The 21,935-nt window shown below is 65.3% G+C and carries 22 protein-coding genes; 9 read left to right on the top strand and 13 right to left on the bottom strand.

Going from position 1 to position 21,935, the window contains the following annotated elements:
- Positions 1-294 precede the first annotated feature (294 nt).
- From F624_RS0128100 to F624_RS0128090, 3 genes are read right to left on the bottom strand one after another with little or no spacing between them, the layout of a single operon-like run.
- Complete coding sequence (locus F624_RS0128100) at positions 295-879, bottom strand: PaaI family thioesterase (protein WP_019577719.1); 585 nt, start codon at positions 877-879, stop codon at positions 295-297.
- Between the two features lie 52 nt (positions 880-931).
- Positions 932-1,399, bottom strand: coding sequence for a MaoC family dehydratase (locus tag F624_RS0128095; RefSeq protein WP_019577718.1), 468 nt, complete (start codon positions 1,397-1,399; stop codon positions 932-934).
- A 14-nt stretch (positions 1,400-1,413) separates the two neighbouring features.
- Positions 1,414-2,598, bottom strand: coding sequence for a thiolase family protein (locus F624_RS0128090; RefSeq protein WP_019577717.1), 1,185 nt, complete (start codon positions 2,596-2,598; stop codon positions 1,414-1,416).
- A gap of 252 nt (positions 2,599-2,850) precedes the next feature.
- Between F624_RS0128090 and F624_RS0128085 the strand changes: the two genes are divergently transcribed.
- On the top strand, positions 2,851-3,174 hold the full coding sequence (locus F624_RS0128085) for a hypothetical protein (RefSeq protein WP_157443666.1): 324 nt from the start codon (positions 2,851-2,853) through the stop codon (positions 3,172-3,174).
- Between the two features lie 66 nt (positions 3,175-3,240).
- Positions 3,241-4,455 carry a multidrug effflux MFS transporter gene (locus tag F624_RS0128080; RefSeq protein WP_019577715.1) on the top strand — a complete coding sequence of 405 codons (1,215 nt, stop codon included), beginning with the start codon at positions 3,241-3,243 and terminating at the stop codon, positions 4,453-4,455.
- 141 nt (positions 4,456-4,596) lie between these two features.
- Here the strand turns inward: F624_RS0128080 and F624_RS0128075 are convergent, their stop codons facing one another.
- The 5 genes from F624_RS0128075 to F624_RS0128055 form a co-directional block, all read right to left on the bottom strand.
- A complete protein-coding gene (locus F624_RS0128075) occupies positions 4,597-5,004 on the bottom strand; it encodes a GFA family protein (RefSeq protein WP_019577714.1) in 408 nt (135 codons plus the stop codon).
- Between the two features lie 94 nt (positions 5,005-5,098).
- Positions 5,099-7,243 carry a TonB-dependent receptor gene (locus F624_RS0128070; RefSeq protein WP_051107549.1) on the bottom strand — a complete coding sequence of 715 codons (2,145 nt, stop codon included), beginning with the start codon at positions 7,241-7,243 and terminating at the stop codon, positions 5,099-5,101.
- 56 nt (positions 7,244-7,299) lie between these two features.
- Positions 7,300-8,124 carry a HoxN/HupN/NixA family nickel/cobalt transporter gene (locus tag F624_RS0128065; RefSeq protein WP_019577712.1) on the bottom strand — a complete coding sequence of 275 codons (825 nt, stop codon included), beginning with the start codon at positions 8,122-8,124 and terminating at the stop codon, positions 7,300-7,302.
- Positions 8,125-8,249: 125 nt separating this feature from the next.
- Positions 8,250-8,717, bottom strand: a complete 468-nt coding sequence (gene nikR / locus F624_RS0128060; RefSeq protein WP_019577711.1) for a nickel-responsive transcriptional regulator NikR — start codon at positions 8,715-8,717, stop codon at positions 8,250-8,252.
- 108 nt (positions 8,718-8,825) lie between these two features.
- Positions 8,826-9,461, bottom strand: a complete 636-nt coding sequence (locus tag F624_RS0128055) for a LysE family transporter (RefSeq protein ID WP_031256532.1) — start codon at positions 9,459-9,461, stop codon at positions 8,826-8,828.
- A 182-nt stretch (positions 9,462-9,643) separates the two neighbouring features.
- Here F624_RS0128055 and F624_RS0128050 point away from each other — a divergent pair, with 182 nt between their 5' ends.
- Together F624_RS0128050 and F624_RS0128040 are read left to right on the top strand one after the other, a co-directional pair.
- Complete coding sequence (locus F624_RS0128050; protein ID WP_019577709.1) at positions 9,644-11,158, top strand: SidA/IucD/PvdA family monooxygenase; 1,515 nt, start codon at positions 9,644-9,646, stop codon at positions 11,156-11,158.
- Between the two features lie 293 nt (positions 11,159-11,451).
- Entirely contained in the window at positions 11,452-12,372 is a 921-nt protein-coding gene (locus F624_RS0128040; protein WP_019577707.1) for a TauD/TfdA dioxygenase family protein, read from the top strand.
- A gap of 154 nt (positions 12,373-12,526) precedes the next feature.
- Here F624_RS0128040 and F624_RS0128035 read toward each other — a convergent pair whose 3' ends face one another.
- Positions 12,527-13,375: a MurR/RpiR family transcriptional regulator gene (locus F624_RS0128035; RefSeq protein WP_019577706.1), complete on the bottom strand. Its 849-nt coding sequence runs from the start codon at positions 13,373-13,375 to the stop codon at positions 12,527-12,529.
- A gap of 168 nt (positions 13,376-13,543) precedes the next feature.
- Between F624_RS0128035 and F624_RS0128030 the strand changes: the two genes are divergently transcribed.
- Genes F624_RS0128030 through F624_RS0128020 form a run of 3 tightly spaced genes read left to right on the top strand, consistent with a single transcriptional unit; the run spans position 13,544 to position 16,539 of the window.
- Complete coding sequence (locus F624_RS0128030) at positions 13,544-14,878, top strand: aspartate aminotransferase family protein (protein ID WP_019577705.1); 1,335 nt, start codon at positions 13,544-13,546, stop codon at positions 14,876-14,878.
- 40 nt (positions 14,879-14,918) lie between these two features.
- The gene (locus F624_RS0128025) at positions 14,919-15,836 is read left to right on the top strand and encodes an amino acid ABC transporter substrate-binding protein (RefSeq protein ID WP_019577704.1); all 918 of its coding nucleotides are present in this window, start codon (positions 14,919-14,921) and stop codon (positions 15,834-15,836) included.
- Between the two features lie 7 nt (positions 15,837-15,843).
- Positions 15,844-16,539: an aspartate/glutamate racemase family protein gene (locus F624_RS0128020; RefSeq protein WP_019577703.1), complete on the top strand. Its 696-nt coding sequence runs from the start codon at positions 15,844-15,846 to the stop codon at positions 16,537-16,539.
- Positions 16,540-16,554: 15 nt separating this feature from the next.
- Here F624_RS0128020 and F624_RS0128015 read toward each other — a convergent pair whose 3' ends face one another.
- Positions 16,555-16,737: a hypothetical protein gene (locus F624_RS0128015; protein WP_019577702.1), complete on the bottom strand. Its 183-nt coding sequence runs from the start codon at positions 16,735-16,737 to the stop codon at positions 16,555-16,557.
- 245 nt (positions 16,738-16,982) lie between these two features.
- Between F624_RS0128015 and F624_RS33720 the strand changes: the two genes are divergently transcribed.
- Entirely contained in the window at positions 16,983-17,480 is a 498-nt protein-coding gene (locus tag F624_RS33720; RefSeq protein WP_019577701.1) for a midcut-by-XrtH protein, read from the top strand.
- 244 nt (positions 17,481-17,724) lie between these two features.
- Here F624_RS33720 and F624_RS0128005 read toward each other — a convergent pair whose 3' ends face one another.
- Both F624_RS0128005 and F624_RS35135 read right to left on the bottom strand, forming a co-directional pair.
- The gene (locus F624_RS0128005) at positions 17,725-18,003 is read right to left on the bottom strand and encodes a hypothetical protein (RefSeq protein ID WP_019577700.1); all 279 of its coding nucleotides are present in this window, start codon (positions 18,001-18,003) and stop codon (positions 17,725-17,727) included.
- Complete coding sequence (locus F624_RS35135; protein WP_019577699.1) at positions 18,000-18,215, bottom strand: HEAT repeat domain-containing protein; 216 nt, start codon at positions 18,213-18,215, stop codon at positions 18,000-18,002. Before F624_RS35135 ends, F624_RS0128005 begins: the two co-directional genes overlap by 4 nt.
- 106 nt (positions 18,216-18,321) lie before the next feature.
- Here F624_RS35135 and F624_RS0127995 point away from each other — a divergent pair, with 106 nt between their 5' ends.
- Positions 18,322-18,951, top strand: a complete 630-nt coding sequence (locus F624_RS0127995; RefSeq protein WP_019577698.1) for a DJ-1/PfpI family protein — start codon at positions 18,322-18,324, stop codon at positions 18,949-18,951.
- A gap of 101 nt (positions 18,952-19,052) precedes the next feature.
- On the opposite strand, the gene F624_RS0127990 is transcribed toward F624_RS0127995, so the two are convergent.
- The gene (locus F624_RS0127990) at positions 19,053-21,695 is read right to left on the bottom strand and encodes a bifunctional diguanylate cyclase/phosphodiesterase (protein ID WP_019577697.1); all 2,643 of its coding nucleotides are present in this window, start codon (positions 21,693-21,695) and stop codon (positions 19,053-19,055) included.
- Between the last annotated feature and the right edge of the window lie 240 nt (positions 21,696-21,935).

The raw sequence follows: 21,935 nt of genomic DNA, 5'->3' as shown, positions 1-21,935 counted from the left end.
CACATCCAGCCGCCACCCTCAAGACGTCATTCTGGGGGCCTGGATTCGACCACGCAGGGCATCGCGGTGCAGACGCTCCAAAGGGTTGCGATGGGAAAGCCCCCGATGGCCAGCCAGATCAAGTACCGCGTGCCCTGGCGATGCCATTGCAGCTGGCCGCGGCCAAGCCGGCGTGCCAGAGCCTCATGACGCTTCCCCTGTCTGGCGCACTTCCCATGGGGGCATTGAGCAGGGTCCCTGGCACCTTGGTCACTTGGTGAGAGCCCGCTGCACGGAACGGGTGTCAGTGCTCCATCAACGCATCGCGGGGGCAAGCTCAAACGCAAGGCAGGTGGTGGTCGCGTGCGCATAGAGCCTGCCTTCCGCGTCAAAGACCTTCGCCTCGGCAGTGATCAACTGTTTTCCGTGATGAACCACATGGGCAGTGGCGCGAAGCGGGCCGGTCTTTTCCGAGGCGGATCGGACAAGTTTGACGCTGAGTTCTGCGGTGGTGTACGCACGACCCGCTGGCAACTTTGACTGCACGGCACAGCCCAGCGCAGAGTCCAACAAGGTGCTGTACCAGCCGCCATGCACGGTGCCCATGGGGTTGCAGTGGGCACGGGACGGAATGCCTTGGAACACGGCATGCCCATCTCCGATCTCGATCAAGTCCAGACCGAGTGTTTCGTTCATGGGGGGATAGGGCAATTCACCTGACATCATGGCTTCCAGTACCTGCAGCCCCGACTTGCCAGCGAGCTTTGCAAGCGGCGCGATACCCGCCTGCCCGCCCCCGTCTTGAGCACGCTGCCGGGCCCTTGCTTGTTGAAGAATCCACTCTTCGCTACTTTGTCTCTCTGTCATCTGGAATCCTAGGGGGTTGGTCTGTGTGTTCATCGTGCCTTCATGGATGGCGCCTGTGCCGTGGCAAGGGACAAGCGAGGGGTGCTCATGACAAGTTGTCTTTCGTGGTGCGGGTCATGACCATCAAATTTCCCACCGAGGTCTGGACGATTTCGTCTCTTTGATTGAGGGTGTTGGTTCGAACCTTGATGACGCCTTGCCCAGGCCTGGATCGCAAGGGGCGCACTTCGAGGATCTCGCTTTCCACGCGCAACTCGTCGCCCGGCCGCACCGGAACGGGCCAACGCAGTTCGTCGAATCCAGCCCCCACAATGCCTCCGGCTGGTTGGAGGCCGCTGTCGATGAGCAAACGCATGGTCACAGCGGCGGTATGCCAGCCGCTGGCCGCCAAGCTGCGGAAAATGGACACACTGGCCGCCCTGTCATCGAGATGAAAAGGCTGAGGGTCGAACTCTGCTGCAAAGGTTTTGACCCGAGGTTCATCGATACGGATGCGTGTGGCACCGGCAAAGCGCTGTCCCGGCACGAAGTCTTCGAGGTAAAGAGGGCCCATGATCGAACCTCCTCTCAAAGCAACTCGAGCGCGAGAGCAATGCCTTGGCCCCCACCGATGCACAAGGTGACAACGCCTCTCTTCAGACCGTCTCGGCGCATCGAATGCAACAGTCGGGTGGTCAGCACGGCGCCTGTGGCACCGATGGCATGGCCATGGGCAATGGCCCCGCCCTCCACATTGACGATGTCTTCCGGCAAGCCCAACTCGCGCAGACAAGCCAACGTGATGGCAGCAAAGGCCTCGTTGATCTCGATGCGTTCAATGTCAGCTCGCGTCCATCCGGCGCGCTCCAACGCAAGCGCCACAGCGGGTACGGGGCCGATGCCGAACATGCCGGGCTCCACAGCAGCCACCCCGTGGGCCACCAGACGCGCCCATGGCTGAAGCCCCAGCCGGTCGGCATGGCTGCGCTCCGCCACAATCAATGCCGACGCGGCGCTGTTCAGGCCAGGTGCATTGCCAGCCGTGATCGTGCCGCCCTCTCGAAAAGCCGGCTTGAGCTTGGCCAGTGCTTCTGCCGTCGTGCCGGGGCGGTTGGCCTCGTCACGCTCGAATCGCACGGGCCCTTTGCGACCGGCCAGTTCGATGGCCACGACTTCATCGTCGAAATGTCCGGCCGCCTGGGCCTCACTGAAACGCTGTTGTGAGCGCGCAGCCCAGCGGTCCTGGTCTTCGCGCGTGATCTTGTACTGCTGGACCAGGTCTTCCGTGTGCCATCCCGAATGCTGGCCGCTGAAGGCATCGCAAAGACCATCGCGCAGCAGGCTATCGAGCAACGACGCATCGCCCATGCGATGGCCCCAGCGCCCGCTGGGAAAGAGGTAGGGGGCCTGATCCATGTTCTCCATACCGCCGGCAATCACCACCTTGGCGTAGCCTGCCGCCACCTCCAATGCGGCGCTCGCGATGGCCTGGGCGCCAGATCCACAGACCCGGTTGACCGTCAACGCTGGCACCTGCACAGGAAGGCCGCCACCCACGGCGGCTTGACGCGCAGGGTTCATCCTGGCCCCAGCCTGTACCACCTGCCCCAGCACCACGGTACTGACGGCCTCAGGCGCCAGCCCGGCGCGCCGCAAGGTTTCGCGGACCACAGCGGCGCCCAGCGCGGTGACGGGGGTGTCTTTCAGTGCACCGCCAAAGGTACCAATCGGCGTGCGAACAGGTGCGCACAAAACAATGTCGGGCTGGCTCATGGGGACTCCTTGACGTGCGAGCAGGACGGTTGAAGAGGATTCAGACAGGGGCCGGGCCGCTTGAATGCGGCTGTCGCCACCAGCCCTCGCGCTGCCAAGCGCTTGCTGACATTGCCAGCCCCAGGCAGCTGCTGATGATCTTGCCATTTTTCTATTGCATATGCAATCATTGCACCTACAATCCACAGCATGAAGACGTCCCATCCATTGGCTAGGTGTGGGCGATTGCGGCAAGCCCCAAAGGAGACCGAGATGCAATCGATGATGCGGGTCGTCAAAGACACTCAGGTGGACGGCCGATTTTTCCCAAGAGGGGCCCATGTGCTGGTGATTCACGCGGGCGACAGTTGCCTGGTGCTACCGGATCCCGACGCTCACACCACCTTGTGTGCGGTGCCACGGGCAAACCTGGCCCCGCTGCTGCGTTTTCGTGTTGTTCAGATCAACCACCGCGTCGGCCTGGTCGATGTTCAGGAGCGCTGGGGCCTCAATGCCGATGAGGTTCGCTACAGCTTCGCCAGCTCCGCGCCTGACTGCGAAATGGTCGAGCTCTATCAGGTTTCCTACGGCCACTGACGGCCCACCGCGTCAGAAGCGCCCAGCGCCCCGCCCCATTCACACCCCTTCCACCTCAACTGAACAATGCAAAAGCAAATACAAGCCACGACCGCCGATGGAGCCACGCACACGCAGATGCCCTTGACGGGCGAACTGCTGCTCCTGCTGGCCGGCTTGGCATCGCTGGGCTCCTTGGCCACCAACATCATCCTGCCCGCCTTCACCGCCATGGGTGCAGAGTTGGGCACCTCGGTGAAAGACCTGAGTGCAACGCTGGGGACCTTCTTCGTGGCCTTCGCAGTGGGCCAACTGTTCGTCGGGCCCTTGTCAGACCGTTTCGGACGCAAGCGATTGGTCCTGTGCGGCCTGGCGGTATTCGTTGCCGGTTGTGCCATGTGTGCTGCAGCCACCCAACTGCCCCAGCTCATTACGGGGCGCATCGTGCAAGCCCTGGGCGTGTGCGCCACCTCGGTGCTGTCACGCGCCATCGCCCGAGACCTGTTCGACGGCACCGCCCTGGCGCGCGCGTTGTCGTTGATCATGGTGGCGATGGCCGCAGCGCCAGGCTTCTCGCCGCTGCTCGGGGGCGTGTTCAACAGCCTGCTGGGCTGGCGTGCGACGTTCGCGGTGGTCGGCGTGATGGCGATTTTGCTGGGTGGCCATTACGCCCTCCGGCTGGGCGAGACCCATGCTGCCGATCGGCGCGTTGCCCTCTCCTTGCCTGCCGTGCTCAAAACCTACGGACGATTGCTGCTGGACCGCCGCTTCATTGCACCAGCCCTGTCAGTCAGCCTGGTCATCGCTGCCCTGTACTCGTTCTTTGGCATGGCACCTGCCCTCTTGATGGAAGGGTTTGGGTTCTCGCCGCTTGGCATGGCGCTGTTGTTTGCCGCCACGGTGTTTGTCGTGTTCGGCGCCGGTATGCTGGCGCCGCGCCTGGCGCGCCGGTGGGGAGCTGTTCGAGCAGCCCGCACGGGGCTCGTCATCGCGTTCGGTGGCACGATCGCCCTGCTGGTCGGCCCGCAAAATATCTATTACTTCACTCTGGCACTGACCGTGTTTTTGCTTGGAATGGGCCTGATCAACCCACTGGGCACCGCCATCACCCTGCAGCCTTTTGGGCAGCAGGCCGGCGCTGCTTCGGCCTTGCTGGGCTTTCTGCAGATGGGCTGCGCAGCCCTGGCGATTGGAATCACCGCAGCCCTGCCAGTGCCTGCCTACCTGGCTTTTGGCATCGTGCTGACGGCCTGCCTGGGTTTGGCCGTGTTGGTATTTTGGAGATCGACCACCACGCCATGATGGGACCAACCTTGAAGGTGCCCGCCCCATCGACCATCGACCATCACATGAAGCGACCCGGCTCTGCGGGGCGCTCAACTGGCTGTTCAAACCGAACCAGGCCCGGCCAAACAACTTGTCAGCGCCTTCAAAACAGGCTGATCAAGGCTGCCCGTGAAAAGCCGCCACGTCGTCGGGCAGGGTCACCCAGGGCAGGCGCCGCTGCGTCCAGATCTGCCGCATGGGCGAGCCGAGTTCGTGCCGCTGATTCAGCGTGCCAACGCGCAATGAATACGCCGTGGGCGCTTCGGCCGCGCAGGCATAGACCGGGGTGCCGCAGTGGCCACAAAACGCCAGCACCCGTCGGGCACCGCTGGCGGCCGTCTTGATGTAGGTGTTGGGCGTGCCACGGAGCAAGCGAAAGCTCGCGGCAGGTGCTGAAATATTGGCCCGAAAGGCTGAGCCCGAGTGAATCTGGCAGTCATTGCAATGGCAGACCGAGATGCTGCCTTCCTGCACTTCAGCCTCGTAGGCAATGGCGCCGCAATGGCATTGGCCGTCAACTTTCATTTGATTTCTCCTGAGGGGCCGATGAGGCTCAAGCCCCCATTTTGCGACGCCACAGAACCAGCCCCTGCCCCCACACCCTTTGTCGAGGGCCGCCTCAGAAAGCCACCCTGTAAGTGACCCGCACCGAACGCGGCTCGCCCGGATGCACCACCCGGCCATTGACTGCCGAGGCCTCGCCGGGCAGCTGCGAGGCGTAGTAGTACTGGATGTCGTCCACCTTGCGGTTGAAGAGGTTGAAGACATCCACCGTCAGGCTGGCGGGGCCGCGGCTGAGGTCCAGCAGATTGCGGGTCACGCGCAGGTTGAAGGTGGAGGCGGGGGTGCTGCGCACCGAGTTGTCCTCGACCAATGCGCCGCTGCCCAGGTAGCGCCACTGCAGGCTGGCCGACCAGGGGCCGATGTCCTTGACCGTGGCAGCGACCGAGGCCACCGAGTCCACCGCATTGGGGATGCGCTCACCATTGGCAAAGCGCGCATGGGTGAGCGCCAGGTCGGCGTCCAGCAAAAAGTGGGGGCTGGGCGTCCAGCGGTTGTTGAACTCGATGCCGTGGCGGCGGCTGGCGCCGCTGGCCTCGGTGCTGCCGGCATCGCCCACATAGACCAGCTCCGAGTCTGAGTTCAGGCGCCAGAACGCCACTGAGCTTTGCAAGTTGGCGATGGCTTCGGTGCGCACGCCCAACTCCCAGCCGCGGGCGGCGACCAGGCCGGGCACGGCCTGCACCGGGTCGCCGGTCCTGGGGTCGACCTTGGCCGTGGTGCCACGGGCGTCGTTGCTGTGAAAGCCCTTGCCAGTGTTGAAGAAGAACTCGGTCTGGGCCCAGGGGCCGGCCACCAGCGTGAACTTGGGCGAGAGTTGGCTGGCGCGGGCGCTGCCCGAGTTGGCGGGGTTGCTCAGGCTGTTGACGGCAAAGCGCGCTGTATCACCCCGCAAGCCCAGCACGCTGCGCAGCCAGGGTGTCAGTTGCACGGTGCTTTGGCCATACACGCCGAGCAGGGTCTCACGCACATCGTCCACGCGGGTGGTGGCGATGATCTGGCGCGCCTGGGTGTCGTAAAGGCCCACATGGATGCGGTCGTTGCGCAGTTGCATGCCCACTTCCGTGCGCGCGTCCAGGCCGGCCAGCGTGTGGTTCCAGGCCCTGGAGGCCTGGCCGCCAAAGACCTTGCGCTCGTCCTGCTGCGAGAACTGATCGCCGGTGGCGGGGCGGTCCATGGCGTAGGTGAAGTTCGAGAACAGCTTGAGCGAATACTTCATCGCGTAGGCCGAGACCCGGGTCTCGCCTGTGCGGTCACGGTCGTGCCATTCGCCCGACAGGCTGTAGCGCGAGGTGCTGCCGCCGTCGGTGGGGTCCACCGAGTCGTAGCGGCCAAAGGGTCGGCCGTTGTAGCTGCCGGCATCGATCAGGCGCTGGGGCACCTGATCGGTGGAGTTCCAGCGGGCTTCATACGCCATCAGGCTCAGCGTGCTGCCGCGCTCGCGCGTGCCCTGGGTCAGGCGCAGCACCGCGTTCTGGCGGTGCAGGCCCTCAGGCACGGTCCAGGGCCCGTTGTTGCCCATCCACTCCACCGCGCCCAGCAGCGTCAGGTCGTCACGCAGCTGAATGGAGTCGGCCGCCAACCCGCGCCGGTAGCCGTTCTGGCCCACCGAGACCTGGGCAAACGGGGCGTCCAGCCGGGTCTTGTAAAGGATGTCGGCCGCGCCGGCAGCGGCAAAGTCGCCATGGGTGGCAAAGTACGGGCCCTTGCGGTACTCGATGCGCTCGACCAGCTCGGGGATCAGAAAGTTCAGGTCCGAGTAGCCCTGGCCGTGCCCATGGGTGGGCATGTTGACGGGCATGCCGTCCACGCGGGTGGCGAAATCGGTGCCGTGGTCCAGGTTGAAGCCGCGCAGAAAGTACTGGTTGGCCTTGCCGTCGCCCGAGTGCTGGGTGACGATCAAGCCGGGCACAAACTCCAGCACCTCACCCGGGCGCAGCGCGGGCCGGCTGGCCAGCAGCTCGGATCGGATCACCCCTTGCGAGGCGGCATCGCTGCTGCCGACCGAGTTGTCGTAGTGGCGGCCTGTGATGTTGATCGGTGCCAGGCTGGGGGGCTGGGGGGCAGCCGAGGCCTCGCTGTCGGGTGCAGGCGCAGCTTGGGCTGGTGCGGCTGGCTGGGCCTGCGCGGCAGAACAGGCCCAGGCTACCGCCAGGGCCAGGGTCGTGTGGCGCAGCTGCGCCTTTCCCTGAAGACGGCTCATGCCCGTCCGTGTCTTCACACCCTGCCTGGTTTGCATCTGCACGTGCTCCATGCGGGTCACGGCGCGTGCTGCCGGGCTGGCGGGCGGCGCGCCGCCAGGGTCCGCGCCAGCAGGTAGCTGGCGGCCAGGCTCAGCACCAGCAAGGCGCCAAAGGCCAGTTCCTTGCCGTCGCTCCAGGCCTCGAAGGCCGGCGACACCAGACGGCTGATGCCCAGGGCCGCCACCAACAGGCTGACGCCGGCCACGGCCACCCCCATGACCCGCGAGGCCAGGGCAGCGATCTCGTCGGCACGGGCGATCAGCCGGGCAATCCACCAGCCGTTCAAGCCATCGGTGACCAGCATGCCCAGCACAAACAGCAAGCCCAGCGTCACCGACGGGATCACGCCGCCAAACTGGGCGCCCGTGGCGGCAAACATCACCGACTGCGTGACCGTGTCGAACGACAAGGCAAACAAGGCCCCGACCGCCGCCACGCCCAAAGGGCTGCGCGCCTGCGCCAGCCGCCCCAGAAAACGCCCCTTCAACGACACCAGGGGCACGGTCTTGCCCGGTGTGGCCGTCAGCACCGCATGCAGGTTGATGGCGCCGATGGCCAGCAAAAAGGTGATCGAGACCCAGGCCCCCAGGGCATCCAACCAGGCCGGGGGCGTCCAACGCTCGGTCACTGAGCCCACCACGATGGCGATAGCCAGCACAATGGCGCCATGGCCCGCCGAAAACAGGGCCCCGCAATAACGCGCCACCCCGGCCCTGCGCTGCTGGTTCAGGCGGGTCAGGCCGTCGATGGCGGCCAGGTGGTCGGCGTCAAAGCCATGGCGCATGCCAAGCAGGAAGATGAGCGCACACAAGGCGCCCCAGTCGGTGGGTAGGTCATGCATGACAGCAACCGGGTGGAGTGGGTTGGGGTTGGCAGGGTTTGTATGATAAATCTAGAAATGATCATACAAAATCCGTGCCATGCCATCTGCAGACAGGCAGGCACCCCAGAAAGCGGCCTGGGCCGCTAGCGCACCGGCCTGGTGCCTGCGCCCACCATGGGCACCAGGTGCTCATGCCCGTGGGCGTGGTGTGCCGCCAGCGGCACGATGTGCAGCGCCCCGTGACTGACGCCCGCCTGGGTGGTGACCGATTGGGCAAAGGCCTGCACCAGGCGGGTCTGGCCGCGCAGGATCACCACCTCCACGCAATGGTCGTGGTCCAGGTGGGCATGGGTGGTCGAGATGGTGAGCTCGTGGTGCTCGTGCTGAAGGTCGGTCAACCGCAGGGCCAATTGCCGCTGGTGGTGGTTGTACACATAGCTCAGCGTGGCCACGCACAAACCGTCGGGGTTGTCCTGCTGCCGGGCCTTGCCCAGATCGGCCCTCAGGAGATCGCGAAAGGCCTCGGACCGGTTCTCATAGCCCCGCTCGCTGACGATGGCGTCAAACGCATCGGCGAGGTCGTCGTCCAGGGACATGGTCAAGCGCTTCATGGGGGCTCCTGTGCAAACATCCGTCCTCATCCAAGGGGACGGATGAGAGCGCCGACAGTTTAGAACGGGTTGATAGCCCAGCCCAGCAAAACAGCGCGCTGCACATGCTCAGCGCCCCACCACCCGCTGCACCCCCAGCAGCACCAGCGCGCCGCCCGCCATGCCATTGATGGCGCGCTCCAGACGCAGGTAACGCTGCCGCAGTGCCGGCAGACCAAACACCAGCGTGATGCCCAGGTGCCAACCCAGCGACAGCAGCAAGACCATCAGCACCACCAGCACCTTGAACCAGGCCGGCGAAACCGCGGGCAGCAGGGTGGCAAAGGCACTGGTCCAGAACACGGCGCTCTTGGGGTTGGTGAGCCCGGTCATCAGCCCCACCCGGTAGGCCGCGCCCGCTGAGTGCGTGGCAGCCAGGGAACGGGGGCCGTTGCGCTGCTGGCCGCCCCGTGAAGGCCAGGCCGACCTGAGCAACATCGCCCCATACCAGACCAGGTAGGCCGCCCCCAGCAGGCGCACAGCGGTGGCTACCAGGGGGTGGCTGGCCAGCAGGGCCGACAGGCCGGCCATCGACAACACCACCCACAACACCGACCCCGTCACCAGGCCCAGCACCGTCCAACGCGCATCGCGCTGCCGGCCATCCAGCGACAGCTGACTGAGGATGAAGAAGTTCGGCCCAGGGCTGGCCAGCACGGCCAGGTACACCGCAGCGAGCAGCAGAAGAGAAGATGCGTAGGGCATGGCGATTCCAGTCGATGAGCGATTAAAGCAGACGGCCCCGGGGCCCCGTGATCGCCCACTTCTCAGGACCATACCGGGGCCGCATGGGGCGCATCACCCTCGCATAAGCACAGACGGAAATCTCAATTGACCCTGGCCCTGCCACGGCATGAACATGGCCGCCAGCCTGTTCAACCACCCCGATGACCGCGCCCGTCCGCGGCCCGCACACCATGTCACACATCGACCCCTCCCTGGACGCTGCCGCCCTGCAAACCCTGCGCTGGATCGGCGCCCCGCCCGACAACTGGGTCAGCCCGCACCCGGGCATCGACCACGATGTCACGGTGGTGGGCTCGGGGCACACCGGCAGTACCTTTGCCTTTGCGCTGCAGCGCGCCGGCATCCGCAAGCTCCATGTGGTCGACGCCGCGGCTGACGAGGCCGGCGCCGGTCTGTGGCGCCACCGCGCCCGCATGCAGCAACTGCGCACACCCAAGAACCTGGTGGGCCCCGAACTGGGCTTGCCTGCATTGGGCTTTCAGGCCTGGTACGAGGCACGCCACGGCGAGGCCGCGTTTGCCGCGCTCGACCGCATCCCGCGCCTCGAATGGCCGCTGTACCTGAGCTGGTTCCGCGAGATCACCGGCTTGCAGGTGCGCTACCAGACCCGGCTGCTGCGCATCGAACCCGTGCCCGCCCAGGGCCTGGTGCCCGAGCACCTGCGCCTGCACCTGGAGGTGGCCGGCCAGCCCCGCACCGAGACCACGCGCAAGCTGATCCTGGGCAATGGCGTGGCCGGCAGCGGCGCCCCGAACATCCCCGCCGTGGTGGCCGGCTTGCCGCGCAAGCTGTGGGCCCACACCTCGGACCTGATCGACTTCAATGCCCTGCGCAACCGCCGCGTGGCCGTGATCGGCGGCGCCGCCTCGGCCTTTGATGCGGCCGGCGTGGCCCTGGAGCAGGGCGCCGCCGAGGTGCGCCTGTTCGCCCGCCGCGAGCACCTGGCGGCCCTGCCGGTGCTGCGCGCCCGTGGCTACCCCGGTGCCTACGACAACTACCCGCTGCTGCCCGACGCGGTGCGCTGGACCCAGGCCCTGCGTTACCAGCAGGCCGGCTCGACCGCACCGGCCGACTCGATCCAGCGCGTGCTCAAGCACCCGCAGTTCCACCTGCACCTGGGCGTGACCTGGCAGGCCGCACACGCCCACGAAGGCCAGGTGCGTGCCGAAGTGGGCGGTGAACGCTTCGACTTCGACTACGTGATCGCTGGCACCGGCTTCCACGCCGACCTGGCCCTGCGCCCCGAACTGGCCAGTCTGGCCCCCCTGGCCGCCCAATGGCGCGACCGCTACCAGCCCCCGGCCCACGAGCGCCATGAGGGCCTGGCCAGCCACCCCTACCTGGGCCTGGGCAGCGAGCTGCAGGAGAAAGTGGCCGGCACCGCGCCCTGGCTGCAGCACATCCACATCTACAACCCCGGCGGCTTTGTGAGCAGCGGCCTGCCCCTGGGCGACGTTCCCAGCCTGCGCCGCGACGTGCCGCGCGTGGTGCGCCACATCAGCCAGTCGCTGTTCCTGAGCGACTGGCCACTGCACGAGCAGCGCTTCAATGCCCCGGTGCCACCCGACTTCACCGAGGCGCTGTATGCCCATGCGCTGTGGCAGGGCCCCGAGACCACGACAGCGGCCACGGAGCTGGCCACAGCGCAGGCCTGAAACACCTGAAGCGGCCTGGCCGCGCCACGACCTTGCCCTGCCCAATTTTTAAGCAGGGCAAGGCAAGCCCTTTCAAATCAACAAGTTAAGCCTGCTTTGCAGTCGGTGGGCACGGTTTGTCCACAGCCTTGTCCAGGTATTGCAGGGAGAAGTCGGCCGCGGGCAGGGCGACCACCCCGCATGTGCATATCTGCTTTTCTTCCTTGGTGGGCCAGGGGGCGGCCCCTAGCATCCCCTTCGATTCCAACCATCCACAACCCGGCTGCCGCAAGCGGCCAATGACAAGGGTCGCCATGTCCGCCGTACTCCGCCCCACCGACACCGAGACAACCCCCGTCCGCCTGGACTCGAACAACCTGGGCACGCTGCACATCACTCCGCTGGACGCGCCACTGGGGGCCCGGGTCAGTGGCATCGACCTGCGCGATCGGCCCACCGCAGCCCAGGTGCTGGCCCTGAAGGCCGCGCTGCGCCGCCACCACATCCTGGTGTTCTCGGGCCAGTCGCCCAGCGATCAGCAGTACCTCGACTTCACGCTGCATTTCGGCACCGTGTTCACGTCCCCGCGCAACGCGCCGGTGCTGGGCTCGGACCCGTATGGCAACACGCCTGACGTGGTGCGCGTGTCCAACGTGGACGACGGCCTGCTGGGCAACCACGAGCTGCCGGCCCACGCCGACCACCACTGGACACCCCAGCCCTCGGCCGGCTCGCTGCTGCTGGCCCTGGAGGTGCCCGCCCAGGGGGGTGATACCACCTGGCGCAACCTGGCCCTGGCCTACGACGCGCTGGACGAGGCCACCCGCCGCGAGATCGACGGCCTGCAGCTGATCACCTACAACCCCTTCTTGCGCTCCAAGAAGCCGCTGCCCGGCGGCAAGGTGGACTACCGCACACCCGACATCGAACCCGTCACGCCCTGGGTGGCCCACCCGCTGGTGCGCACCCACCCCGACAGCGGCCGCCGTGCCCTGTTCCTGGGCGAAGGCACCGAGGTGGAACTTGTGGGCTACGAGCCCCAAGCCGGCGCGGCCCTGATCGCACGCCTGCGCGCCCACCTGCTGCAGGATCGCTTTGCCTACACCCACCGCTGGCAGGTGGGCGACGTGGTGTACTGGGACAACCAGATCACACTGCATGGCCGCACCGAATTCAACCCGGCCCAGCGCCGCGTGCTCAAACGCATCAGCCTGTCGGGCAGCACGCCGTTCTGAACAGCGGTGCAAGCGTCCGCGAGTCATGGCTCGCGGGTGTGGGCAGCACACGCCCTCTTGAACGACCCTGGCCCGTGGTGCTGGCCCGTCTTCATCGAGGGCTACTGCGCGCGGCGTGGGGCAGGCCTGGGGCGCGAGGGGCCGGCACCCTTCTTCATTGGCGTTGGTAAGCGCCCGATTCAACAAGCTGTCGCTCGGCCTGCTCAAGGCGCGTGACCCCCTCCTTGCCAGCTCGGCTCACCAAGAGCTCGAGCAGTGCTTCCGACAAGGCCTGGGCAGCCGCGATGGAGGGGAAAAAGGAGGGGCTGCGGGTGGAGAAAAACAAGGCTTCGTCGGCCAGCAAAGCCAGGGGTGATGAAGGCGCATCCGTCAGCGCCAGCACCTTGCAGCCGGTCTCCCGGGCCTGCTGGGCCACCGCGACGGCCTCTCTGGAATAGGGGCTGAAGCTCACGATCGTCACGGCGTCATCGGGCTGGATGGCCCGCATCTGCATTTCAAGAGCGCCCCCCATGCCATCCAGCAGGGTCACCGAATCGCGGAACAGGCGGTACACGTACATCAGGGAGTAGGCCACCGGCAGGCAGGCACGAAAGCCCGCCACATGAACCACCCGAGCGTTCTCCAACAAGGTGGCCGCGCGTTGCAGGCCTGCGGTGTTCCGGGCTTCCGTGAACTCCAGATTGGCCCGATGGACCTTGAACATCTCGGCGACCAGGCCGTTGTCGCTGACCCGGCCGACCAGGCCTTTGGCTTTTTGCGCATAGGGCTCGACATCCAGTCCCAGATCCTGCTGCAGCGCCTCCTTGAGCGCGGGCCAGCCGTCAAAACCCAGTTGCTGCGCAAAGCGCACCAGGGACGCTGGCGGCATGGCCATGCGGGCACTCACGGCCCGCATCGAACTGGTCACCACCTCGTTGGGGTGGTCCAGCACGTACTTGGCGGCTTGCTGCTGGGCCGGAGTCAGGCTGTCGAACTGGTGGCGAAGTGTTTCTCTGAATCCCATGGGTGCCGTGCGCCCGGTGCGGGCTGACTTTGAGTTTCGGCCACTTTAGCGGATGTCCGGCCGGTCGGAGCCCAAGCGGAGGGTTGATCTCAATTTGGATCATTTGTTCCATTTATATATTTAAATGGTACATTTGGGCCGTCATCAACTTTTCATCCCAAGCAGGCCATGACCCATGTCTTCCACCGCCATCTGAACCACCTGCCGCCGGTAGCGGTCGGTGGACGCGGACTGTATTTGCGTGACGCCAGCGGCCACGAATACCTCGACGCCTCGGGCGGGGCCGCCGTTTCGTCGCTCGGACACGCACACCCGGATGTCCTGGCCGCCATGCACCGCCAGATCGATCAGATCGCCTATGCGCACACCAGCTTTTTCACCACCGAGGTGGCCGAGCAGTTGGCCGACCAGTTGGTCCGGACCGCCCCGGCGGGCACCAGCCATGCCTATTTCGTCAGCGGCGGATCAGAAGCCATGGAGGCCGCACTGAAGATGGCGCGCCAGTATTTCGTGGAGATCGGCCAGCCTCAGCGCACGCACTTCATCGCGCGGCGGCAGAGCTACCACGGCAACACGCTGGGGGTTCTGGCGGTGGGTGGCAACGAGTGGCGCCGGGCCCCGTTTGCGCCGCTGCTGGTCGAAGCCACCCATGTGTCGCCCTGCTACCCCTACCGTGACCAGCATGAGGGTGAAACCCCCGAGGCCTATGGCCTGCGGCTGGCCCAGGAGCTGGAAGACACCCTGCTGGCGCGAGGCCCGCAAAGCGTGCTGGCCTTCGTGGCCGAAACGGTGGGCGGAGCCACCGCCGGTGTGCTGACCCCCGTGCCAGGCTATCTGAAGGCGGTGCAGGCCGTGTGCCGACGCCATGGCGTGCTGCTGATCCTTGACGAGGTCATGTGCGGCATGGGCCGAACCGGCACCTTGCACGCCTGCGAACAAGAGGGGGTGGTGCCCGATCTGATCGCCGTCGCCAAGGGCCTGGGGGGCGGGTATCAGCCCATCGGTGCGGTGCTGGCGCAAAAGCACATCGTTGACGCCATGTCGGCCGGCAGCGGGTTCTTCCAGCATGGGCACACCTACCTCGGGCACCCGGTGGCCTGCGCTGCGGCCTTGGCCGTGCAGCAGGTGATCGAGCGTGACGGACTGCTGGCCAAGGTCCGGCATGACGGTGCTCTGTTCGGGCAGATGCTGCGCTCCGCCCTGGGCAGTCACCCGCATGTGGGCGATATCCGGGGGCGTGGCTTCTTCTGGGGCATCGAGCTGGTGGCAGATCGCGCCAGCAAGCGGCCTTTTGCCGCCTCGGACAAGGTCAACGTGCACCTCAAAAAGAAGGCCATGCAGCTAGGCCTGCTGTGCTATCCCTTCGGCGGCACCGTGGATGGCCTGCAGGGCGACCACGTGCTGCTGGCGCCGCCCTACATCGCCAGCCACGATCAATTGCAGCAGATCGCCACCTTGCTGGCCCAGGCCGTCGAGGCTGTCGTGCCCGCGCAGGCGCACTGATGTCTTCCCCCGTTCGATTCTTCAACCCCGAGGTGTATTCATGACCCAACGCCACCCCCCTTTGCTGAGCTCCTGGCTGACTTCAGTGCTTGCCCTGGCTGCCATCGGCCTTGCCGCGAACGCCGCATCGGCTGCAGAGATCTCAACCCTCCAGAAAATCCGCGACACAGGCTCGGTGACCCTGGGCTATCGGGAGGCTTCGTTCGGCTTCTCGTATGTGGATGGGGGGCCCAAGCCCATCGGCTACAGCCTGGACATCTGCCACAAGATCCTGGAGACCCTCAAGAGTGAGCTGAAGCTGCCCAACATCGAGGTGCGGTACCAACCCGTCACCTCGCAGAATCGGATCCCGCTGGTGGCCAATGGCACGGTGGACATCGAGTGTGGCTCAACCACCAATCTGGTCGAGCGTCAGAAGGATGTGGCCTTCTCGCCTGACATCTTCCGCTACAACGTCCGCATGGCCGTCAAAGCCAATTCAGGCATCAAAAGCATTGCCGACCTGCAAGGCAAGACGGTGGTCACCACCACGGGCACGACCTCGTTTCGCCTGCTGCGCCTGGCCGACAAAGGCAAGAACCTCGAGGTCAATCAGCTGGCCGGCAAAGACCATACCGAGTCCTTCCTGCTGGTGGAGAGCGGACGGGCCGCTGCCTTTGTGCTGGACGACATCCTGTTGGCTGGGCAGATCGCCAATGCGCGCAATCCCAAGGATTTCGCCATCGTGGGCGAAAGTCTGCGCACCGAGAACCAGTCGCTGATGTTCCGCAAGGACGACCCCGAATTCAAGGCCCTGGTCGACCGTGTGGTCACAGGGATGATGAAATCGGGCGAGATGGACAGGCTCTACAACAAGTGGTTCATGGCACCGATCCCTCCCAAGGGCATCAACATCAACTACCCGATGAATGCCGAAACCCGTGACGCCTTCCTCAACCCCTCGTCCAAAGGCATCTGAGCTGGCCATGACGCGCATCGCACTGATCCACGCCCTCAGTCACTCCGTGGCCCCCATCAACCTGGCCATGGCCCGCGACTGGCCAGAGGCGCAACGGATGAATCTGCTGGATGACAGCCTCTCCGCCGACCTGGCAAGTCAAGGCCTGGGGCTTAATGAGGTGATGCACGACCGCTTCAGCACGCTGGCGGGCTATGCCGTCGCCACAGGGGCCGATGCGATCCTGTTCACCTGCTCGGCCTTTGGTCCCTGCATCGAACGGGTGGCTCGCAGGCATTCAGCCATTCCGGTGCTCAAGCCGAACGAGGCCATGATCGAGGAGGCCCTGGGCCAGGGACGACGCATCGGTCTGGTTGCCACGTTTGCGCCCACCCTTGAATCGATGCCGCTCGAATTTCCTGGACATGTTGCCTTGCGCCTCGAAATGGCTGGTGGTGCATTGGCTGCCCTCAACGCGGGCGATGTGGCTACCCACGATGCCTTGATCGTGGACCGTGCACGTCGCCTTGTCGAAGAAGGCTGTGATCTGGTGGCCTTGGCGCAGTTCAGCATGGCGCGAGCCCGGGAGGCCTGCGAAAAGGCCACCGGCGTCAAGGTCCTGAGCACTGTCGACAGTGCCGTCAGAGTGCTTCGCCAGCGTCTGTCTGCCATGCGAGGTTCAGCAAACCAGGCTGAAGGTTCAGGAAGCCCGGGCCCACGCTGACACGTTCAGGCCGCCTCAGGCGGCGCGAGGCAGGGGCTGGGCTTCGGTGTCGGCATCGCGGGGTGCAGCCCCCGCCTCGCCATGCCGCAAGGCCTTCAGGATGCGCCGCTTGAGGCGGCCGTCATCGGGTTCGGTCACCAGGTCTTCGAAGGTGCGCGGGCGCTCGAAGGGCACGGCCAAGTCTTCCTCGCCCACCATGGGTAGCACTCGCCGGCCTGTGCTGCTGATTCTTGATGCGCCAGGGCGCGCCGGCTACGAAGCAAAAGGCGGATGCTTGTTCGCAAAATGCAGATGGGCGTGTGCCGGCCCTGCAAGCGCCTCAACCTACAAGCCTGCCCATGAAGGTGCATGCAACGGATGGGTTGCGGTCACCAAGGTTCCTATTGGCCGAACACGGGACCGAATTTTCGCTTAAACTTTGTTACAACTTCAAAGAATCACCGATGACCTTCGCCAAAATTTCACGTCTGCTTCTGGCTTTAACTGCCTCGCTCGGGGGGACTCTGGCCTTCGCCGGCGGTAGTGCGGTCGTCACCTACGTGCCCGCTGGGGCCAACGTGCCGACCCTTTCCGAGTGGACCTTGCTGGCATTGGCCGCTCTCATGGCCTTGCTCAGCTACCGGTACCTTCGCTCGCGCCTGCAGGGCCAGCCATTGGCAGCTTTGTTCTTGGCCGCGGGAGCCGGCACCCTGGCACTGGCGGGTGGACACTTCGGGCAGGAGGCTCTCGCCACGGCCAATGCAGACACGTCACTCATCCAGCAGGGCGGCGGCTCGGTCACCTTGAACTGCGGGAACACCGGAAACGTGATCAACAACACTGGCATCACCGTCAAGATCACGAGCGTGACAGGCTCCCCGACGCCTACAGGCACTTGCACCAATTTACCGACCCTTGCGCCGACCGCAAGTTGCACGGTCAGCAACTTCTGCCCCATTTGACGTTGGATGAACGCACCTCAGCAGGTGCGTCAATCATCAAGGGCCTCGCTGATGCGTGGCCCTTTTGCCATGTGTTCAGCGGCTGGCATGAGCCGCGGACAGGCTGGAACCAGCGACAAAACGAACGCCTGCGCCGCCATAACGTCTTTGCGGCCCTGCGGCCTGCAGGGGGCCTGTGCAGGAACTCGTCAGGTTCCTGGCTCTTGCGCGCGCCAAGTGCCACTGGGCAAGTGGCACCACCGAATCATGCAAGAGCCTGAGACAGTGCGGACAAAAAGTCCCCCAGTTCGCTTTCCCTGGACTCTATGAGTTCGATCGGGAAGGTGCCGACGTAGATGCCTCCGTACCAGACATGGAAGCCCATGATGCCCTCCCAGGCAGCAGGGCCAGCGCGGTCAAAGATCGCCGACTCAACGTTCTGGTGATAACTCGGCTCTGTGACCTCCACATCACCCTGCGAGACCCTGGCTCGGTACAGACCCGGGGTGGCCTGGTGGATTGAGAGCGTGAGAAGGTGGCTCAATCCCGGGCAGCTCGGCCGAGGGCTTTGGCGGCAGCGACACGGACCTCCAAGCCGCGGTTGGGACTGGTCAGCGCCTTGATCAGCGCGGCTCGCGCATCAAAGCCTCCGGCATACCCAAGGCCTTCTGCCGCGGCGGCCTTCATTGGTGCCCCCGAGTTCAAAGACTCGAGTATCGTGATGAGCAGCTGAACCGCATCCTGTGGTGTGGCCATGAATTCCCCCTGAAATTTTTTGACACATCATAGCCACAGCGGACTGAAAGTGTCATAAAAAGGCTTACCAGCACTGCTCAACCGCGCAGAGCAAAGAGGCTTCAAGATGAACTTTGGCATTCTGGTTTTCAACGACGTGGAAGAGCTCGACTTTGCGGGCCCTTGGGAAATGCTCACCATGTGGAGCAAGGTGGCAGAGGGCCCCTCGCCCTGCCTCATCGTGGCGCAAAACGATGGGCCGGTGCGCTGTGCCAAGGGCCTGTCGATCAACCCGCATGTGTCGTTTGCCGACTGCCCGCCGCTGGACTTCCTGCTGGTGCCCGGTGGCCAGGGCACGCGCCGCGAGGTAAGCAACCCGGTGCTGCTCGATTTTGTGGCGGCCCAGGCCCGCCACGCACAAGCCATGCTGTCGGTGTGCACCGGCTCGTTCGTGTTGCATGCGGCCGGCCTGTTGTCGGGCAAGAAGGCCACCACCCATTGGGCTTCGCTGGACCGCCTGCGGGCACTGGGCGATGTGACGGTGCTCGAAGAGCGGTACGTGCAGGATGGCTCGGTGTGGACATCATCTGGCGTGTCGGCAGGCATTGACCTGATGCTGGCCTTCATCGCCAGCGCGGCGGGTGACGAGGTGGCCGGCCAGGTGCAATTGGCAGCCGAGTACTACCCGGCCAGCGTGCGCTACGGCAGCGCCGAGCTCCAGGCCCGGGGGCCGGACTACCTGCGCCCCAAGGCCTGATAGCGCCCGCCTGATGTCGCCATCAAGCGGCCGAGCTGGCTCAGCGGCAGGCGAGAAGGCGTCAGCCGTCCACCAGTCCGCTATCAGCCCAACATCGGCCTTCAACTCTGCAATGTAACGGGCTCGACATCGACCTTGCCGGCGCGCAGCCAGGCCTCCAGCGCGCGCGCGGGCATGGGGCGGGCGAAGAAGTAGCCCTGCATGCTGAGGCAGCCCTGGCGCAGCAGGAACTTGCGCTGCTCGGCGGTCTCGACGCCTTCGGCGATCACTTCTTTGTGAAGGCTGCCGGCGATGCCGATGATGGCCCGGGTGATGGCGGCGTCGTCGGTGCTGCCAGGCAGGTCGCGGACAAAGGACTGATCGATCTTGATCTTGTCAAAGGGCAGTCGCTTCAGGTAGCCGAGGCTGGAGTAGCCCGTGCCGAAGTCGTCCACCGACAGCTTGACCCCCAGCCCGCGCAACTGGGCCAGCAATTCGATGATGCGCTCGGTGTTGTGGATGAAGGCACTCTCGGTGATCTCAAGCTCAAGCCACCGGGCCTCCAGGCCTGACTCCTGCAAGGCTCTGGCCACCTGGTCGACCAGGTTTTGCTGCCGGAACTGCACCGCCGAGAGATTGACGGCCATCACCCTCGGCGCCAGCCCCTGGTCCATCCAGGCCCGGGCCTGGCGGCAGGCCTCGCGCAGCACCCATTCCCCGATGGGGTTGATGAGGTAGGCCTCCTCGGCGATCGGGATGAAACGCGCCGGGGAGATCGGGCCTTGCTCAGGGTGGTTCCAACGGATCAGGGCTTCCAGGCCGAGCAGTTCGCCACTGGCCCCGTCGACCTGGGGCTGGTAGTGCAGCTCGAACTCCTGGTTGCGGATGGCCTGGCGCAGGCTGTTTTCCAGGGCCACGCGGACCATGATGTGGGCGTTCATCTCCGCGGTGAAGAACTGATAGGCACCGCCGCCAGCCGCCTTGGCCTGGTACATGGCCGTGTCGGCGTTCTTGAGCAAGGAGCCGATGTCCACGCCGTCGCCGGGGTACGTGCTGATGCCGATGCTCACCCCGACCTGCAACTCATGCCGGCCGACCTGGAAGGGCTTGGACACCACCTCGATCAGGCGCTGCGCGATCTGGGCCACCTGGGCCGGCCCGGTGGCCTGCTGCAGCAGCACGATGAACTCGTCACCGCCCTGGCGACTGACCGTGTCGCGGGCATCCAGGTGGGCCCGCAAGCGTTGTGCCACCTGTTTGAGCAGCTCATCGCCCACGTCATGGCCCAAAGTGTCGTTGATGTTCTTGAAGTGATCGAGGTCGAGAAACATCAGCGCAATGCCGGCCTGTTCGCCCACGGTGAGCGCCAGGGCCTGCGTCAGGCGCTGGTGCAGCTGGGTGCGGTTGGGCAAGGTGGTCAGCGCATCGTGCTCGGCCAGGTCGCGGATGCGTTCTTCGTCCTGGCGGATCTGGGTGATGTCCCGGGCCACCCCGGCCACGCCCACCAATTGCCCGCTGGAATCGAGCACCGGTGTGGAGATGTGTTCGTAGCTGCGGCGACTGCCGTCGGCGATGTCCTGCACTGACTCGCGGCGACGCTGCTGCAGGCTGTTGAGGGTTTCGGCCTCCTGCCGGGACATCTCGGCGGCCACCTCGGCCGGCCAGATCTCGGCGACGGAGCGGCCGACGATCGCCTCTTCCGCCTTGCCGCTGGCGCGGCAGTAGGACTGGTTCACGGCGATCATGCAGCTGTTGCGGTCCGAGAGCCAGGCGGGGTCGGGCAGGCTGTCGAGCAGGGCCCGCGTGCGGTGCACCGTGGTTTCGTAGGCTTCCGTCATCCCCCGGGCCAGGCGCCGGGCCTCGTCATAGGTCCGCAGCCAGACCAGCACCCAGCCGAGCAGCACCAGGGCGAGAATCACCGCACTCAAGGCGGCCCAGAACACCTGGCGGTACCAGTTCGCCATGAACTCGGTGTATTCCCACCCCACCAGCACATACAAGGGGTGGGTGCCGATCTTGCGCAGCGAAAACAGGCGTTCCACCCCGTCCACCGCTGAAGGGGCAGAGTAGATGGCTTCTGTGCGCCGCTCGGCGATCAGGCTTCGCAGCGCGGGGCTGCCGAGGGGTTTGCCCAGGCGCTCGGGCGCTTCCGGAAAGCGGGCCACCAGGCGCATCTGGTCATCGAGCAAGGCCACGGTGCGGCCCGGCCCCAGCTTCAGGCCCTGGTAAAAATCCTGAAAATGATCGGCCCGAACCGCGGCCTGGACCAGTCCTGCAAACCGGCCGTCACGGTCATCGATGCGCCGGCTGAGGGTGATCACCCAGTTGTGGGTGATGCGGGCAAAGATTGGATCGGAGATCACCAGTTGCCCGCTGGGATCGGCCTGATTCCTCAAAAAATAGTCACGGTCACGGATGCTGGCAGAGAACAGGGTGCCGGCGGCGTCGTAGATGAAGGCCCCCTCGGCATTGGCCACCCGCAGGCTCTGCGACTCGGTGATCAAGCCCAGGTACTTGGCCAGAGCCGCGTTGATCGCCCGGGGGGCATTGCGCTCCCCCTGGAGCCTCTCGCCCAGACGCAACTGGGTGGCCAACAGCACGGTGTCGATCTTCTGCACCGTGGCGGCGGCGTGGCTCTCCAGCACCTTGGCCAGGTTTTCCTGGCTGTGTTGGGCCAGCTCGAACTCACGATCGTGCGATTGCTTGAGCCCCCAAGACATCAGGCCGATGTAGGTCAGCAAGGCCAACACCCCCAGCGCCACCATGCCGCCGCGGCGCCAGCGTTCGGCTGGCAGCTGTGCATCTGGAGGGCGGCGGTGAAGGATGTTCTCTAGGAGAGCCACTGTTGGGTACCGTTGGGCCTGGATGGTGTGTTCTCAGACCCCGGCTGTCAAACGCACCCCTCGACTGACCGAGGCGCACGCTGCCGGACGCGGTGATGGACCTCAGGGGTTCAGGGTAGCCGGATATTGTGGCTGCGAATTGACCCACATCAAGAAATAACC

The organism is Curvibacter lanceolatus ATCC 14669 (genome assembly GCF_000381265.1).
Lineage (GTDB): Bacteria > Pseudomonadota > Gammaproteobacteria > Burkholderiales > Burkholderiaceae_C > Curvibacter > Curvibacter lanceolatus.
The sequence above is the reverse complement of the archived record's forward strand: the minus strand, read 5'-3'. Positions and strand labels throughout refer to the sequence as shown.